General features: G+C 66.2%; 12 protein-coding genes and 3 riboswitches. Of the genes, 4 read left to right on the top strand and 8 right to left on the bottom strand.

Going from position 1 to position 15897, the window contains the following annotated elements; all coding sequences use genetic code 11:
• Position 1: 1 nt before the first annotated feature.
• The 4 genes from AC5RWT_RS26285 to AC5RWT_RS26270 form a co-directional block, all read right to left on the bottom strand.
• A complete protein-coding gene (locus AC5RWT_RS26285) occupies positions 2–802 on the bottom strand; it encodes an NlpC/P60 family protein (protein ID WP_494082756.1) in 801 nt (266 codons plus the stop codon).
• A gap of 4 nt (positions 803–806) precedes the next feature.
• Positions 807–980, bottom strand: a riboswitch (cyclic di-AMP (ydaO/yuaA leader).
• A gap of 367 nt (positions 981–1347) precedes the next feature.
• On the bottom strand, positions 1348–2088 hold the full coding sequence (locus AC5RWT_RS26280) for a C40 family peptidase (RefSeq protein ID WP_494082755.1): 741 nt from the start codon (positions 2086–2088) through the stop codon (positions 1348–1350).
• Between the two features lie 4 nt (positions 2089–2092).
• Positions 2093–2265, bottom strand: a riboswitch (cyclic di-AMP (ydaO/yuaA leader).
• Between the two features lie 117 nt (positions 2266–2382).
• Entirely contained in the window at positions 2383–2997 is a 615-nt protein-coding gene (locus AC5RWT_RS26275) for a M23 family metallopeptidase (RefSeq protein WP_494082754.1), read from the bottom strand.
• 158 nt (positions 2998–3155) lie between these two features.
• A riboswitch (cyclic di-AMP (ydaO/yuaA leader) is annotated at positions 3156–3368 on the bottom strand.
• A 98-nt stretch (positions 3369–3466) separates the two neighbouring features.
• On the bottom strand, positions 3467–4162 hold the full coding sequence (locus tag AC5RWT_RS26270; RefSeq protein ID WP_494082753.1) for an iron-dependent transcriptional repressor DtxR: 696 nt from the start codon (positions 4160–4162) through the stop codon (positions 3467–3469).
• Between the two features lie 248 nt (positions 4163–4410).
• Between AC5RWT_RS26270 and serC the strand changes: the two genes are divergently transcribed.
• The 4 genes from serC (at position 4411) to menD (ending at position 11864) form a co-directional block, all read left to right on the top strand.
• The gene (gene serC / locus AC5RWT_RS26265; protein ID WP_494082752.1) at positions 4411–5544 is read left to right on the top strand and encodes a phosphoserine transaminase; all 1134 of its coding nucleotides are present in this window, start codon (positions 4411–4413) and stop codon (positions 5542–5544) included.
• 478 nt (positions 5545–6022) lie between these two features.
• Positions 6023–7732, top strand: a complete 1710-nt coding sequence (locus AC5RWT_RS26260) for an HNH endonuclease signature motif containing protein (RefSeq protein ID WP_494082751.1) — start codon at positions 6023–6025, stop codon at positions 7730–7732.
• A gap of 204 nt (positions 7733–7936) precedes the next feature.
• On the top strand, positions 7937–9979 hold the full coding sequence (locus AC5RWT_RS26255) for a PhoX family protein (protein ID WP_494082759.1): 2043 nt from the start codon (positions 7937–7939) through the stop codon (positions 9977–9979).
• A 91-nt stretch (positions 9980–10070) separates the two neighbouring features.
• Complete coding sequence (gene menD, locus AC5RWT_RS26250; protein WP_494082758.1) at positions 10071–11864, top strand: 2-succinyl-5-enolpyruvyl-6-hydroxy-3-cyclohexene-1-carboxylate synthase; 1794 nt, start codon at positions 10071–10073, stop codon at positions 11862–11864.
• Between the two features lie 7 nt (positions 11865–11871).
• On the opposite strand, the gene AC5RWT_RS26245 is transcribed toward menD, so the two are convergent.
• The 4 genes from AC5RWT_RS26245 to AC5RWT_RS26230 all read right to left on the bottom strand — a co-directional run bounded on the left by AC5RWT_RS26245 (position 11872) and on the right by AC5RWT_RS26230 (position 15888).
• Positions 11872–12627, bottom strand: coding sequence for an amino acid ABC transporter ATP-binding protein (locus AC5RWT_RS26245; protein WP_494082750.1), 756 nt, complete (start codon positions 12625–12627; stop codon positions 11872–11874).
• 5 nt (positions 12628–12632) lie between these two features.
• Positions 12633–13418, bottom strand: a complete 786-nt coding sequence (locus AC5RWT_RS26240; RefSeq protein ID WP_494082749.1) for an amino acid ABC transporter permease — start codon at positions 13416–13418, stop codon at positions 12633–12635.
• A 75-nt stretch (positions 13419–13493) separates the two neighbouring features.
• Positions 13494–14318: a basic amino acid ABC transporter substrate-binding protein gene (locus AC5RWT_RS26235; RefSeq protein WP_494082748.1), complete on the bottom strand. Its 825-nt coding sequence runs from the start codon at positions 14316–14318 to the stop codon at positions 13494–13496.
• A 163-nt stretch (positions 14319–14481) separates the two neighbouring features.
• On the bottom strand, positions 14482–15888 hold the full coding sequence (locus tag AC5RWT_RS26230) for an isochorismate synthase (protein ID WP_494082757.1): 1407 nt from the start codon (positions 15886–15888) through the stop codon (positions 14482–14484).
• Positions 15889–15897: the final 9 nt, after the last annotated feature.

Raw genomic sequence — 15897 nt, 5'->3', positions numbered from 1 at the left:
GCTAGTTGACGCGAATAGCCACGTAGCCGGATCCGACGTTGGCGCTGGCCAGTGCGGTGGTGTAGCCGGTCCAGCCGCCGTGGATGGCCTGGCCGTTGCCCACATAAATGGCGATGTGAGCAACCCCGGCGCCGCCGTCGGCGTAGTACAGCAGATCGCCCGGCTGCGGGGTGGAGACCTGCGTGCCGTAGCTGAAGAACTGAGCGGGAGCCAGGTCACCCACCGAGTGGCCGGCAGCGCGCAGGGCCTTCTCCACCATGGCGGTGCAGTCCTGCGAGATGCCGATCTGGCTGTAGGCGGAGGAGACCAAGGTGGAGGCCGCGCCACTGGCGGATGCTGCGGCCTTGGCCGGGGCTGCCTGCACGGCAGGCGCAGCGGCGGCCTTGGCCGGGGCTGCCGGAGCGGCGGCTTCCTGGACGGTGGCTGGGGCCGCAGCGGGGGCTTCCGCGGCGATCGGGGCCACTTCCTCGGCCACGGTTTCGACAACAGGCTCCGGCTCCGGCTTCGGCGCCGGAGTGGACGTGATGTCGGGACGCGAGAAGGTCAGTTCGACCGCACTTGACGCCTGTACCGTGTCCATCTGCACGCGGCTGGGAACGGAAACAGTGGAGGCGGTACGTTCGATGGTTGCTGACTGCGCGGGAACCCCGGCGGTCAGGGCCAATCCGGACGCGGCAGCGATCACGGCTGCCGAGCGACCCATGGATCCGGCATTGGACGAGACGGCTTTGGAAATCGTCTCCAGCGGGTTGGTGCGGACGGAAACGGCGCGGTGGCGCCCCGTAGCGGTGTTATTGAACACGTTAAAGGCCTCTCCCAATGCCTGCGAGGTGAGCTGTCGGATTCGGATGGGAGTGCATCCGGTCGCAGTGCTCCCCGGCAAGGCCTGAGAGCACCTACGACTTAACCCCAAGGATTCTGTTAAGAACCCGAAATGTGGTTCCCCCGCCTCTGCCCGCGAAGTGTAGCGAACGGACTCCGGACGGTGGCAGAGCTCGGCAATCCACCCGGAGGTGCCAGCCGTCTGACAGCTGGCACGCGTTTGAGCGTATACGATGAACCGCCGATTGTCACATTCTGATCACGGAACGGTGATCTTTAGATCACGGAACCCACGGCGGCCGGCTGTGCGGCTGTTGTTACGGGCGGTTTGCGGGGCCCGGCAGCCGCTTAAACGCCGCAGCCACCTAAACATCGCAGCCACCTAAACGCGGCCACCACCTAAACGCCGCAGCCGCTTAAACGCGGCCACCACTTAAACGCCGCAGCCGCTTAAACGCGGCCACCACTTAAACGCCGCAGCGCGCCCCAAAGGACGCGCTGCGGGAAAGGCCGTGACGAAAGGTTTTAGCCTGCCGGACGGATGAAGACCGGACCGGAGCCGATGTATGCGCTGGCCAAGACGGTGCTGTAGCCCGTCCAGCCGCCGTGAACGGCCTGGCCGTTGCCGACGTAGATGGCAACGTGAGGCACGCCGGCGCCGGCGTTGGCGTAGTAAATGATGTCGCCCGGCTGAGGGGTGGAAACCTGCGTGCCGTAGGCGAAGAACTGCGCCGGGGCGAGGTCTCCCACCGCGAAGCCCGCCGCGCGCAGGGCATTTTCGACCAGTGCAGTGCAGTCCTGGCTGACACCGATCTGGCCGTAGGCAGAAGCGACGATGGCGCCGGCAACACCGCTGGCGGCAGCTTCGCCGACCTTTTTGTCTGCTGTTTTGGCGGTCTTGCCCTCGTTCGATCCGGCAGCATTGCCGGTCGTCGTCGTCGGGTTGATCTCGTTTGATACGGCCTGGACAACGGCCTCGGGCGCCGGGGTGGACGTGATCCCGGCACGTTCGAAGGTCAGTTTCACGGCTGCGGAGGCCTGCACGGCTTCCACCTGCACGCGGGCCGGGGCTTCGACGCCGCGGTCAACGCTGACCGCCTGGGCAGGCATGGTACCGGTCAGAACCAGACCGGTAGCGGCGGCGATCACGGCACCTTGGCGTCCAACGGTTCCCGCATTCGCGGTAACAGCCTTGGAAATCGTCTCAAGCGGGCTCGTGCGGACAGGGGTCGCACGATGGCGGCCCGCAGTAATGCTCTTGGACACGGTCTGTACCTCTCCCAAATGCCTGCGAAGTGAGCTGTCGGGTTCGGATGGGAGTCATCCGGCCGGCCGGCTTGCGGACTGGTGGCCCGGGCCTGATCGGCTTTACCCCAAGGACATGCTGCGATGTCCGGGAAGTGGTTCCCCCGCCTCTGCCATGCGAATCGGTGCGAACGGACTTCGGGCGACGGCAGAGTTCGGCATTCCGCCCGAAGGTGCCAGGCGGTAAGCGCCTGGCACAGATGAAACCTTATAACAGTTTGGCTGGTGAGTCACATTCCGATTACGGCGTGTTCATCAGAGCCAGCCGAGGGGGTCTACCAGCTTGTCGTTGACCATCACTTCAAAGTGGAGATGGCAGCCGGTGGAGGCCCCGGTGGTACCGCTTTCGCCCAGGAACTCCCCGCGCTGCACAGTGGTGCCGACAGAGGTCTCGATGGTGCCCAGGTGGTTGTACGTGGTCTTCAGGCCGTTGCCGTGGTCCACAACAATCCGGTTGCCGCCGCCGCCAACCTGGTAACCCGCCTCGACGACCGTGCCGCCGGCAGCTGCGTGGACCGGCGTGCCGCACGGTGCCCCGTAGTCCTGCCCGGTGTGCAATTCACCGGCATAGCCGGTGATGGGGCTGACCCGGTAGCCGAACGGCGACGTCTTGATCAGCTCGTCCATCGGCTGCGAGAGCGACCCCTGGCTACTGATGGCCTCCGCCTTGTCGCCCGAAGCGACCATGACCTGCTTCAGCTTGGTATCCGGGTCGAACTTGCTGGTGAGGCCTGCGCGTTCGAACGTCAGGCGCGCTTCGGTGGCGGCGGAAATGCTGCTCGCTACCTGCGCTTCCTGCGGGGCGTCCGCCACGGCACCTGCCGTGGTCGGGAGCATCACCGTCAGGGCCATGCCGGAGGCGGCTGCCACGATTGCGGTCTTATGGCCAACGTCGCGCGCTGCTGCTGCTACCGGCGACGGGGCCGGCTGGGCGCGTCGGCGGCCGGGTGTCGCGGCGCGGGGGCGTGCGTGTTCGGCCGGGGCGGTTGAACGGCGCCGTCCCGAGGCTTTGTGTCCTGCCAAAATGTCTTACCTCTCCAAAGCGCCTGCGAAGTTAGCTGTCGGATTCGAGTCAAGAGAAAACTCGGCCGCACCGCACAGAACCCCGGTGGAACGATTCACCGAGGTTTGTCCGCTGCGGCTTCACCCCAAGGCAGCGAACGAACTGCCGCTTGGTGGGTCCTCCGCCCCTGTCTCACGGATGCATTACCTCCGCCGACAGGGTTCGGCTTGCGGAGGATGCGGGATCGATGTCTCGATTCCCGGGTCAACTATACGGAAAAGTCAGTGAAAGTGATAAATCCGTTATCCAGCGTGCGAGATTTCGCGGCGGAACGATTTATTGCATCGAGACAAAGATGTGGGCAGCTACTTCCGGCGGCAGTTCCAAGGCACCTTCGATGCCGGGCACGCGGACGGAAATGTACTCCCCGGCGGTCTCCAGCTGCAGGCTTGCCCCGGGCTTCAGCCCGCCCTCTTCCAACTGGAGCAGCAGTTCCGGTTCCACCTGGATCGGCTCCGCCAACCGGACGATGCTCACGTGCTTCCCGGGCGTGTAGCTGCCCATGGCCTGCGCCAGGTTCAGCACGCCGGTGGTGAACCCCTCCGCCGGCTGGCCGCCCAGCGCTTCCAGTCCCGGGATCGGGTTTCCGTAGGGCGATACAGTCGGCCTGCCCAGCAGTTCGTAGAGGCGCTGCTCGACTCGCTCACTCATCACGTGTTCCCAGCGGCAAGCCTCGTCATGAACGTAAGCCCAGTCCAGTCCAATCACATCGGAGAGCAACCGTTCCGCCAGCCGGTGCTTGCGCATGACTTCGGTGGCCTTGCGCCGGCCCAGCTCAGTCAGTTCCAAATGCCTGTCACCGGTGACGACGACCAGACCATCGCGCTCCATCCGTCCGATCGTCTGCGAGACCGTTGGGCCGGAATGGCGCAGACGCTCCGCGATCCGGGCACGCAGCGCGACGATGTTCTCTTCTTCGAGCTCGAGGATGGTGCGCAGGTACATCTCGGTGGTGTCGATGAGATCAGTCAATGGATTCTTGCTCCTCGGCGCGGTGAAAAGGGCTGCTCCAGCAGCATGCATGAGGGTGTTTTCCCCTCCCCAGCCTAGCTTGTTTTGCGTACAGGACCGGCAGCTGCGCAGCCAGCAGGCGCGCCGGACCGCGGCGCAACAATGCCTGCGCCAACTAACGACGGCTGCGGGCGTTGGGGCAGAATGAGACGGGCGTTCAACGGCGAACTGCCATCGAGATCATTGCCACCACGCCAGGAAAGGTATTCATGAGCGATACCCAGTCCATCAGCATTCCCACCGACCTGCTCCCGGAAGACGGGCGTTTTGGCGCCGGCCCGTCCAAGGTCCGCCCCGAACAGGTCGACGCACTGGTCGCCGCCGGCAAGAACCTCCTGGGAACCTCTCACCGCCAAGCACCGGTGAAAAACCTGGTGGGCAGTGTCCGCGACGGACTCAAGCAGTTCTTCAAGGCCCCCGAGGGCTACGAGATCATCCTGGGTGTGGGCGGCTCGACGGCGTTTTGGGACGTTGCTTCCTTCGGATTGGTTGAGCGGAAGGCGCAGCACCTGTCCTTCGGCGAGTTCGGCTCCAAGTTCGCCGCGGCCACCAACAACGCTCCATTCCTGGCTGACTCCAGCATCATCACCTCGGAGCCCGGTTCCCGGCCGGAGCCGCGGGCGGAGGCCGGAGTGGACGTTTACGCATGGGCCCAGAATGAGACTTCCACCGGGGTCGCCGCTCCGGTGCAGCGTGTGGATGGTGCCGACGACGGCGCGCTGGTCCTCATTGACGCCACCTCCGCCGCCGGCGGGCTGGCCGTGGACATCAGCCAGAGCGACGTCTACTACTTCGCACCGCAAAAGAACTTTGCCTCCGACGGCGGCCTGTGGTTGGGTGCTTTCTCCCCAGCGGCGCTGGAACGGGCGGCCAGGATCGGTGCCACCGGCCGTTGGATTCCGGACTTCCTGAACCTGGAAACGGCCATCGACAATTCGCTCAAAAATCAGACCTACAACACGCCATCGCTGGCCACCTTGGTCACGCTCAACGCCCAGATCGAGTGGCTGAACGGCAATGGCGGCCTGGACTTCGCCGCCGCACGCACCGCGGACTCAGCTGGCCGGGTGTACCAGTGGGCGGAGGCTTCCACGGTGGCAGCGCCGTACGTGACGAACCCCGAGCACCGCTCGAACGTCATTGCGACGGTGGACTTCGATGAGTCGGTCGATGCCGCCGCCGTGGCCAGGGTGCTGCGGGGCCACGGCGTGGTGGATGTGGAGCCCTACCGCAAGCTCGGCCGCAACCAGTTGCGCATCGCTACCTTTGTAGCCATCGAACCGGAAGACGTCAGTGCACTGCTGGCCTGCATCGACTACGTGGTGGATCGCCTGCAGGGCTGATTTTGCGTATTGAGTAAGGTCCGGCCGTCCTTGGAAGGACGGCCGGACCTTTCTGCTTGCTACGTTGCTGGCGGCGTACTCGCTGCGTTACTTCCTGCGCTACGTCGGCGGCGCTACACGGTGAGGTTGAATTGCCTCACGGCTACGACCGGCGCCCATGCGTTGGCCGCGCCGCGCGGTCACGCTCGCATCGCTGCCCCTTACTCCACCGCTACGTCAACCGAGCCACCCGGTCACGCTGACACCGCTAGACGTGTCTACACCGACGCCGATACCGAGGCCGAGCTACACGGTCACGCTGACACCGCCGTCCCGTCACGACACCGACGCCGCTACTTAGGCCGAGCTATGGTCGTGCTGGCATTCTGCACCGTGACGTTGGCATCGCTGCACCCGTCTGCCTGACGAGCTGGATTGCTCCACTTTGAAATTGTCCACAGTGCCCAAAAATGTCCTAGGCGGCCGGTAGCGTGAGCTTATGGACGTGGAGGGCGCCGAGCTTCAGTTTCCGGTTCCGGGACAGGAACTGGTGATGGACCTTGGCGTCCCGTCGCGTCCGGACAGTTCATTGCTGGAAGCGTTGTTCCAGCAGGTCCTGGCGGACGCTCTTCTGCGGCGCCATGGCATCACGCAACTCCTCCCGGACGCCGGCGGGGAGGCCTCTGACGGTTCCGAATCTCCGGTCCACGGTGCGGCCGCGGAAGGCCCGCTCTTGCCGGAAGATGGTGTGGGCGTGCCGGTGGAGCTGGCGGGGTTGCTCGCTGTGGTGGAGCCGGCGGCGCTGGATGACGCGCAGGTGATCGATTATTTGAAGGCCGCCGCGCGGGTGGAGGCGTGGGTGCAGTCCTGCCAGGTCAGGGCGTTGGACCGCTTCGCCCGGCTTCGTCCGGGTGTCGGCGGGGACCGTGATCCGGAAGGCTTTTCCCGGTTCGCGCCGCAGGAGATCTCCGCGCACCTGTCCACCGGGGACGCCGCGGCGCGGGTCATGCTGGCCGACGCCCGGCAGATCTGCACCCACCTGCCGGCCACGCTCGGGGCCATGCGCCGGGGTGAAGTGGACTTGCCGCGCGCACGGGCGCTGGCCCGCGGCTCCGCCGACCTTCCGCTGGAGTGCCTGGAAGACTTTGAGGCTGCCGTGCTGCCGCGGGCCGGGGAGGTCACCCTGGAATCGGTGCGGGCGCGGGCGCGCAGAACGCGCGACCGGCTGCACCCGGAGTCGTTGACGCAGCGGCACCGGCGGGCGAACGAATCCCGCGATGTGCAGCTCATCGACCAGGACGACGGCATGGCCGAACTGTGGATCCGCACCAGCGCCGACACCGCGCATCTGGCCTTCGACCGGCTCCAGTCCGCCGCGCGCTCCCTCCAAGGCCCCGGAGAGGAACGGACCCTGCCGCAGCTGCGCGCCGACGTGTTCGCGGACCTGCTCCTCTCCGGCGCCGGCGGCGCCGCGGTCACCGGTGCAGGGAATGCGCCGGCTGGACCCGCCGCCGCCCAGGGGCCTGCCGCGGGTGCCGGTCCGGGGCTGCTGGTCACGATGACGTTGAGCACGCTGCTGGGGTTGCGTGAGGAGGCCGGGGACCTGGCCGGGCACGGGCGGATCCCGCCGGAGATGGGCCGGCAGTTGGCCCAGCTGGCGAAATCCTGGCTGTTGGTGCTCACCGATGACCACGGCCAGGCGATTGCTGCCGCGCGGAAACTGCGGATCCCGCCGGACTGGCTCAAACGCCTGGTCAGGGTCCGGGACCGGCATTGCCGGTTCCCGGGCTGTCGCCGCGCGGCCAGATACTGCGAGGTTGACCATGTCCTCGCCTGGGAAGCGGGCGGATTGACCGTGCTGGAGAACCTGCAATGCCTCTGCCCCATGCACCATGCCGCCAAGACCGCCGGTGAATTCGGCGCAGAGGCCGGCCCGGACGGTGAGGTGGTCTGGACCACCCCGACCGGTCACCACAAGAGCACGTTCCCGGACGAAGGGTGGGAGGCCCTCCTGCCCGGCGGCGGGGGCGGCGGGAGCGGCGGGAGCGGCGGGAGCGGCGACAGTAAGCGCGCGGCCGGCGGCGAAGACAACCCCGCCCCGCGGGTGGGTAGGAAAATCCCGCCGGAGCAGCCGAAGCCCAAACGAACCCTGGGCGGCATCGAACTGCCCGACGAGGACACCGACCCGCACGCACCGCCACCATTCTGAAGTTCCCGCACCCGCGTCGACTCGTACGTCGGGTCTCCCCAATGGCCCTTCGGCAACAAGGGCAAGGGGTTTTGCCTGCCGTTGGCCAAAAATTCACCATGGCTAGGCCTGCCGGTCGATTTCACCCGCCACGCTGCAGGAAGGAGCTGACAGTTCGATGTGGAAGGTGAAACCGTGACCGATACCAAGAAGCGCTACTTGCCCATGCTGGGCCACGTCGCCGGGAAGCGCAGCGCCGTGACCTGCGCCCTCAAGTGCGACAACGCCTGTGCCAAGGGCATCTGCAATACCTCGGACAACAATTACTTCCGGGATATTGTCTCCGCCGAGTACTCCCGCCGCCGGATGATGGGGTTGGGTGGCGCGGGGGCGCTGGCGCTGGTGTTCGGTGGCGGCGGGGCAGCTGACGCGCAGGTCCGGCTGGCTCCGGCCGCCAAGGCCGGGCGCGGGCCAGGCAACCCCAGCAAGCTCAAGTTCGATGGCATCCAGGCCGTGCCGAACAACGTGGACGACGTCGTAGTGCCCAAGGGCTACAACTGGGATCCGGTGATCCGCTGGGGGGATCCGCTGTTCCACGACACCCCGGAGTTCGATCCTGAGAACCAGACCAAGGAGTCGCAGTCCGGCCAGTTCGGGTACAACAATGACTACCTGGACATCATCGAGATCCCGGGCAGCAAGGGCAAGCGTGCGGTGCTGTTCGCCAACCATGAGTACACCAACGAGGGCATCATGTTCCCGCCGGACATGCCCGTGGAACGCCGGCGCGAGGTGGCAATGGCTGCGCACGGGCTGTCCGTGGTGGAGCTGGAGCGCAAGGGCAAGGGCCAGCCGTGGACCTATGTGCGCGGCGCCAGGTTGAACCGCCGCTTCCTGATGGACACCGAATACGAATTGACGGGACCGGCCGCCGGCTCGGACCTGCTGAAGACGCAGGCCGATCCCACCGGACGCACCGTACTGGGTACGCAGAACAATTGCGCCGGCGGCACCACCCCGTGGGGAACGGTGCTCTCGGGCGAAGAGAACTTCAACCAGTACTTCAAAGTATCGGCCCCGACCGCCGAACAGCGCCGCTACGGCCTGACCAGCGCCAACCCCTCGCGCGGCTGGCACATCCCGGAACCGCGCTTCGACACCGACCGGCCCGAGGGCCGGAACGAAGACAACAGGTTCGGGTGGATCGTGGAGGTCGACCCCTTCGATCCCACGTCCACCCCGCGCAAGCACACCGCCCTGGGACGGTTCAAGCACGAGGGCGCCAACGTGACCATCGCTGCCTCGGGCCACGCGGTCTCCTACTCGGGCGACGACGAGCGTTTCGACTACCTCTACAAGTTCGTCTCCAAGGGCAAATACCGTGAGGGCGATAAGAAGCACAACATGACCCTGCTGACCGAGGGCGATCTGTATGTGGCCGGCTTCAAAGGCAATTCCCCGCAGAACCAGGTTGACGGCTCGGGGGTGCTGCCCTCCGACGGTGCGTTCGACGGGACCGGGCACTGGATCCAGCTGACCCGCGACGGCGAATCGCTGGTGCCTGGCATGGGCATCCACCAGGTGCTGGTCTACACCAGGCTGGCCGCAGACGCCATGGGCGCCACCAAGATGGACCGGCCCGAGGACGTGGAGATCAGCCCGAGGACCGGGAAAATCTACATGGCCTGCACCAACAACACCTCCCGCACCCGTGCCCAGGTGGACGAGCCGAACCCCCGGGCCAACAACCGCCACGGGCACATCGTCGAATTGACAGAGACCGGTGACCAGACCTCCACCGAGTTCACCTGGAAGCTGATCCTCGTGGCGGGCGATCCCGCGGTGGACGACTCCGTCTACTTCAGCGGCTATCCCGCGGACCAGGTCCAGCCGATCTCCTGCCCGGACAACCTGGCTTTCGATTCGGTCGGGAACCTCTGGGTCTCCACCGACGGCCAGCCAGGCACCATCCAGCGCAACGACGCCCTTTTCCGGGTCACGCTGGACGGCAAGGAACGCGGCAAAGTGGAGCAGTTCATGGCCGTGCCGATTGATGCCGAGACGTGCGGCCCGCTGATCCATGACGAGGACGGGCTGGTGTTCGTCGCCGTCCAGCACCCGGGCGAGGACGGCAGCTGGGGCGCCCAACGCTCGCTGTTCCCCGACTATGTGGGGAACGGGCGCCGCGCCAAGCGGGGCGACGCCGCGCTGCCCAGGCCGGCTGTCATCCAGATGTTCAAGGGCAAGAACGGTCACCTAAAGCGCTGACCCCGCAGCGCCAAGGAAGAGCCGGCGGCCGCGTCCTCCACGGACGCGGCCGTCTGCTTACCATGAGGAGGTGACTGCGCAGCTGAGTTCGATGGAAACCGCCCGACTGGCCGTCGAGGCTTTGGTCTGGGGCGGCGTCCGCGACGTCGTCATTGCGCCGGGATCGCGCAGCGCGCCCCTCGCGTATGCCCTCGCCGAAGCCGAAACCCAGGGCGAGGTGAGGCTGCACGTGCGCATCGATGAACGGAGCGCGGCCTTTACCGCCCTCGGGATCTCGCTGGGCTCGCTGCGCCCGGTTCCGGTGGTCACCACCTCCGGGACGGCAGTGGGCGAGTTGATGCCGGCCGTGATGGAAGCCAACCACGCCGGTGTGGAGCTGGTGGTCCTCTCCGCCGACCGGCCGGTGGAGCTGCGCGGCACCGGCGCCAACCAAACCACGATCCAGCCTGGCCTCTTCGGCATCCACGTGCGCTCCGCCGTCGACATTCCGGCCGGAGAAGACCCCACGGATGCAATCCGCACCAGTCTGCTCAGTGCGAAGGGCATTCCACTGCCTCCAGCGGGAGCGGAGTCCGATTTGCTGGCGCTGGCGGCAACGCCGTCGGCTGCACCCCCGGCTGCGCCGGCGGTAGACATTGGAGCCCACCAGGGCGCGGTCGGACCGGTGCACATCAACCTGGCCTTCCGTGATCCGTTGTTCCCGGAGGCCGATACGGACCCCGTGCCGGCCGTGGCGCAGGCAATGGACGACGGCGGCGCGGCCACTACAGCGGCACCGGAACCGGAGCGGGTTATTGGCTGGCCCGCCAGCGTGCCGGAGCCTCCGGTCCATGCGGTGGACGAACGGCGCACCGTGGTGGTGGCCGGACATGGGGCGGGCGCCTGGGCCGAAGCCTTCGCCCGTGCCCACCGGCTGCCCCTGCTGGCAGAACCGTCCTCCAATGCAAGGTTCGGCCCGAATGCCGTCGGCCCCTACCGCATGCTCCTGGGCAATCTGGGAGCGCAGATTGAACGGGCGGTGGTTTTCGGCCGCCCCACGCTCTCGCGGCCGGTGTCCGCGTTGCTGGCCCGCCACGACGTCCAGACCGCCCTGTTCCAGCCGGAGCCGGTGGCCTGGTTTGAGCCCGGGCGCCGGCGCGAGCGGGTCATTTCCGAGCCGGAGGACCTGTCGATCTTCGCCGGAATCGGGCCGGACACCTGGCTGCAGCTCTGGCGCCGAGCGGCAGGCGCCGCCGATGTGGCTCTGATCAATTGTTTGCAGGCCGAGCCGGAGTTGACGGGGCTGCGCATAGCGCGGTCGGTCTGGCTCAATACCCGCGGCCGGCTGGTGATCGGGTCGTCCAACCCGATCCGCGACGTTGACCTCGCCGGAACGCCCATCGACATCCCGGATGCTTTCGTGCACGCCAACCGAGGGGTGGCCGGCATCGACGGGACGGTGGCGACGGCATCGGGCATCGCGCTGGGAGCACGAACCGGAACCAGGGCGCTGATGGGCGACTTGACCTTCCTGCACGACGCCGGATCGCTGCTGCTCGGTCCGGGGGAGCCGGAGCCCGACCTGCAGATCGTGGTGGTCAACGATTCCGGCGGGGGGATCTTCTCAACCCTGGAGCACGGAAAGGTGGGGGAGCGCGCGGCGTTCACCTCCGCCGTCGAGCGACTCTTCGGCACCCCCCACCGCGCGGACCTTGCCTCGCTGGCAGCCGGCTACGGAATCCAGCACCGCCTGGTCAAGGACGCCGACGAACTGGACGCTGTCCTCTCCGAACCCGTGGCCGGTCGCAGCGTGGTGGAAGTCCGCACCGACCGAGGCAGGCTGCGGAGCCTGCACGCAGAAGTGGCGGCCGCCATAGCGACCGCCACCTCCGGACTCTCCGGCTGAACCGGGGTCAGAGAACCTTCGAGAGGAACGCCTTGGTGCGCTCATGCTGCGGGTTTCCCAGCACGTCCTCGGGCTTGCCCTGCTCCACCACCACGCCGCCGTCCATAAAGACCACGCGGTCGCCCACCTCGCGGGCGAAGCCCATCTCGTGGGTCACCACCATCATGGTCATGCCCTCGTGGGCGAGCTGGCGCATGACCTCGAGTACATCGCCGACAAGCTCCGGGTCCAGGGCGGAGGTCGGCTCGTCGAAGAGCATCATGTCGGGGTTCATGGACAGCGCCCGGGCGATGGCCACGCGCTGCTGCTGGCCGCCGGAGAGTTGGGCCGGGTAGGCGGTTTCGCGGTTCGCCAGTCCTACCTTTTCCAGGTTTTTGCGCGCGACCTCCAAAGCTTCCGCCTTGCCTCGCTTTTTGGCCCGTTGCTGGGCGAGGGTGAGGTTGCCGAGCACGTTCAGGTGCGGGAACAGATTGAACTGCTGGAAGACCATGCCGATCCGGGTGCGGATTTTGTCAAGGTCCGTCTCCGGGTCGGTGATATCGACGCCTTCGACCAGAATGGTGCCGCTGGTCGGCTCTTCCAACCGGTTCACGCAGCGAAGCAGGGTGGACTTGCCGGAACCTGACGGTCCGATCACGCACACCACTTCGCCTTGATTCACATGGAAGTCGATGCCCTTGAGAACCTCGTTGCTGCCAAAGTTTTTGCAGAGGTTCTTGACCTCGATGGCGGGCTGGTCCTGGTCCGGGAATTGTTCAGTCATGGCGGTTACCGGCCTCTCTTGTTGCGCTTCTCGAGCCGGGCGACCAGCTGGGTGAGCGGCAAGGTAATGATCAGGTACATGAGGGCCGCGGCTATCAGAGGTGTGGCATTGGCGTATTGGGAAACCCCGTCACGGGCGTACGTGGTCAGTTCCCGGGAGCCCAGGGCCATACCCACGATGAACAGCAAGGAGGTGTCCTTGATGAGGATGACGAGCTCGTTGGTCAGCGGCGGCGTGACAATGCGGAACGCTTGCGGCAACACTACGGAGACCATGGTCCAGGACGGGTTCATGCCCAAGGAGCGGGCGGCCTCATGCTGACCGGGTGGCACGGCCTCGATGCCGGCACGGATGGTCTCGGCAATATAGGCGGCGGAGACGACGATCAGACCGATCAAGCCGGCACCGGTGCTGCCTCCCGGCGGCTTCCACTGGAAAGCGATGGGGACGGCGAAGGCGAAGCCGAAGATCACCAGCAGCGCAGGCAAGCCGCGGAACAGCTCGATGTAAGCAGTCGCCACCCACCGGTAGGGCGCCACGGGCGAGAGCTTCATGAGGGCCAGGACGAGGCCAAAAAGCAGGCCGCCAATGAAGGCGATGACAGTGTAGACGACGGTGTTCTTGGCCGCCGTGATGACGATGGAGGGGAATTGCTCGCCAAAGACCTCCGGATTAAGGAAGTTCGTGCGAATGGCCTGCCAATCGGCGACCAGGACGAGGGCGACGACGGCCGCAATGAATATGAGGTAAAGGCTCCCGCGGAAAAGCCGGCGGCGGGTCGAGGGTTTCACTGGTGATGCCTTCCAGCTGAGAGTCGGCGGCCTCCGTCCGTGCGTCAGCGCACGGACGGAGGCCGGAGGGACGTGCTACTCGGTGAAGTACTTGTTGTAGATTTCCTTGTACTTGCCGTCGTCGCGCAGCGTCTTCAGGGCCTTGTTGACGGCGGTGATCAGCGCCTTGGACCCTTCCTTCTTCGCCGCAAAACCGTAGCTCTCGTCTGTCTTGTACTGCTGCACCACGGTGAACTTGCCGTCCTTGGTGTGGCCGATATTCACCGGCAGATCCTGCAGCAGGGCATCGACCTGTCCGGCCTGGATTGCCTGGTACATCTCGGCATCCGACGGGAAGGCAACAACGTCTGCATCCTTCGGCGCGTGCTCCCGCGTGTAAGACTCGCCGGTGGTGCCCTGCTGAACCCCTACCTTCTTGCCTCCAAGATCCTTGATCGTCTTGATGTCCGAACCCTTCGGAACCAGCAGCGACTGGAGTGAGTCGTAGTAGGGGTCGGAGAAGGCGATGTTCTTCTTCCGGTCCTCGGTGATGGTCATCGCGCTGGCGCCCAGATCGCACGATCCGGCGGCCAGGGTAACGCCTGACTGCAAGGCGTCAAAGCCGACGTCCTGGACGGACAGCTTCAAGCCCATTTCGGACGAAATCTCCTTCACCAGGTCCATATCGAAGCCGGTGTATTCGCCGTTTTTCTCGAACTCGAACGGCGGGTAGGGGATGTCTGAGCAGACGGTCAGTGTGCCGGCCTGGACCAGGTTGAGTTCGTTAGCCGAGCCACTGGCGCTGCCGGTGCCGTTGCCGCTGCCGCCGGCGTTGTCCGAACCGCCGCAGGCGGTCAAAGCGAGTGCCGCGACGGCCAGGAGGGATAACCCCTGGGCCGCCTTGGATGCCTTTTTGCGCATAGTTATTACCTTTGTCTCGTTGGAAATCCGGCTTAAGTGTAGCGGGAACACTTGTATCCGAGGTGATATGCACCACAGGCTACAGCCTTTGCCTATTGGGAAACAGCGTAGTCGGCGGAGGCGGGTTTCGCTCCGGGTGCGGCGTTTTGTCGATGAAAAGTTATCAGCGGCGCAGCCCCAGTGCCTCAATCATGGGCCGGAACTTCGCCCAGGTCTCCGCCAACTCGGCTTCCGGAACCGAGGCGTCCACCACGCCGCAGCCGGCATAAAGCCTCACGCGTTGCGGATTCTCCACCACGGCGCCGCGCAGTGCGATGCCCCATTCGCCGTTGCCGGCACCGTCGGTCCAGCCGACCGGACCGGCGTAGGGCCCGCGGTCCATCTGTTCCAGGTCGCGGATCAGGGCGCCGGCAACTTCGGTGGGGGTGCCGCACACGGCCGCGGTGGGGTGCACGGCCTCGGCCAGCTCCAACGACGACGGCGAGTGGCCGCCGTCGTGCGCCAATTCGGCCGAAACATCCGATGCCAGATGCCACACGTTCGGCAGTTCCAGCACGAACGGCTCACTGTGGGACGTCATGGCGGTGGTGAACGGCTGCAGCTTGCGCGTCAGCGAGTCGATGGCGATCTCGTGCTCGTGCTGCTGCTTCTCCGAGCCGGCCAGCACGCGCTGGGCGTAGTCGGTGTCCGATTCGCCGGCGTGGTTGTGCGTCCGGGCCCGGTCCAGGGTGCCGGCGAGAACGCGGGCCCTGGCCACGTTGTTCTCCACTTTGATCAGCATTTCGGGAGTCGAGCCGATCAGCCCGTCCACCGAGTACGTCCAGCAGTCCTTGTAGCGGGCGGCCAGTTCGCGCAGCACCTGGGCGGTGGCGATGGGGGTGGCCAGGTTGGCCACCACGTCCCGGGCCACGACGAGCTTGCTCAGGTCGCCGGCCCGGATGCGCTCCACTCCGGCCGCAACGGCCTCCATGTAGGCCTGCTCGGACACTTGTCCCGGGACGAGCGAATCGGCAGGGTCCGGAGTGTGCTCGGGTGAAATGTCCTCCAGCCAGCCCGCCAGCGCAGCTTCGGCTGATTCGGCGCTGAGGTGGGCATCGCCGTCGTACGTCAAATAGGTGAGCCAGGCGCGGTCGCCGTCCAGGCCGACCAGCACCTCAGGCACCACCAGGCGGGAACTGTGGGCGGAGGTGTAGGAGAACGCGAAGGAGCCGAAGGCGACCGGTCCGGTGCCGGGGCCGCCCACTCGATTGTCGATGTCGGCGCCGGCCTGGATGCCGCGCCACCACTCAGCTGCCCGCTGAAAGCGCTTCGGCCCGCTGGCTGTAAAGCGCGCGATCTCGCCAAAGCCGGCCAGGCCGCCTTCGCGGCGCACCCAGCAGAGCACGTCGTCGCGTACCAGATATTCCAGCAGCCCTTGGGTGTCGGGCACGGCCGGCCACTCAACAGTGATGCCGCGCAGCGTGCCCTGGGGCAGTTGATCCGCAGCCTCTGGTTCCGTTCCGGCGGCCGCGGCGGCCGACCGGGTTCCGGGCAGGCCGGATGAGGGGGACAGCGGGGAGGTCATGGTCATTAAGCCTAC

It is taken from the genome of Arthrobacter sp. Dra40 (genome assembly GCF_059091905.1).
The sequence above is the reverse complement of the archived record's forward strand: the minus strand, read 5'-3'. Positions and strand labels throughout refer to the sequence as shown.

Bases quoted from the DNA above. Each gene is read 5' to 3' on its own strand.
- serC (WP_494082752.1), top strand. From the start codon at position 4,411: ATGAGCGATACCCAGTCCATCAGCATTCCCACCGACCTGCTCCCGGAA.
- AC5RWT_RS26260 (WP_494082751.1), top strand. From the start codon at position 6,023: ATGGACGTGGAGGGCGCCGAGCTTCAGTTTCCGGTTCCGGGACAGGAA.
- AC5RWT_RS26255 (WP_494082759.1), top strand. From the start codon at position 7,937: ATGCTGGGCCACGTCGCCGGGAAGCGCAGCGCCGTGACCTGCGCCCTC.
- menD (WP_494082758.1), top strand. From the start codon at position 10,071: ATGGAAACCGCCCGACTGGCCGTCGAGGCTTTGGTCTGGGGCGGCGTC.
- AC5RWT_RS26245 (WP_494082750.1), bottom strand. From the start codon at position 12,627: ATGACTGAACAATTCCCGGACCAGGACCAGCCCGCCATCGAGGTCAAG.
- AC5RWT_RS26235 (WP_494082748.1), bottom strand. From the start codon at position 14,318: ATGCGCAAAAAGGCATCCAAGGCGGCCCAGGGGTTATCCCTCCTGGCC.
- AC5RWT_RS26230 (WP_494082757.1), bottom strand. From the start codon at position 15,888: ATGACCATGACCTCCCCGCTGTCCCCCTCATCCGGCCTGCCCGGAACC.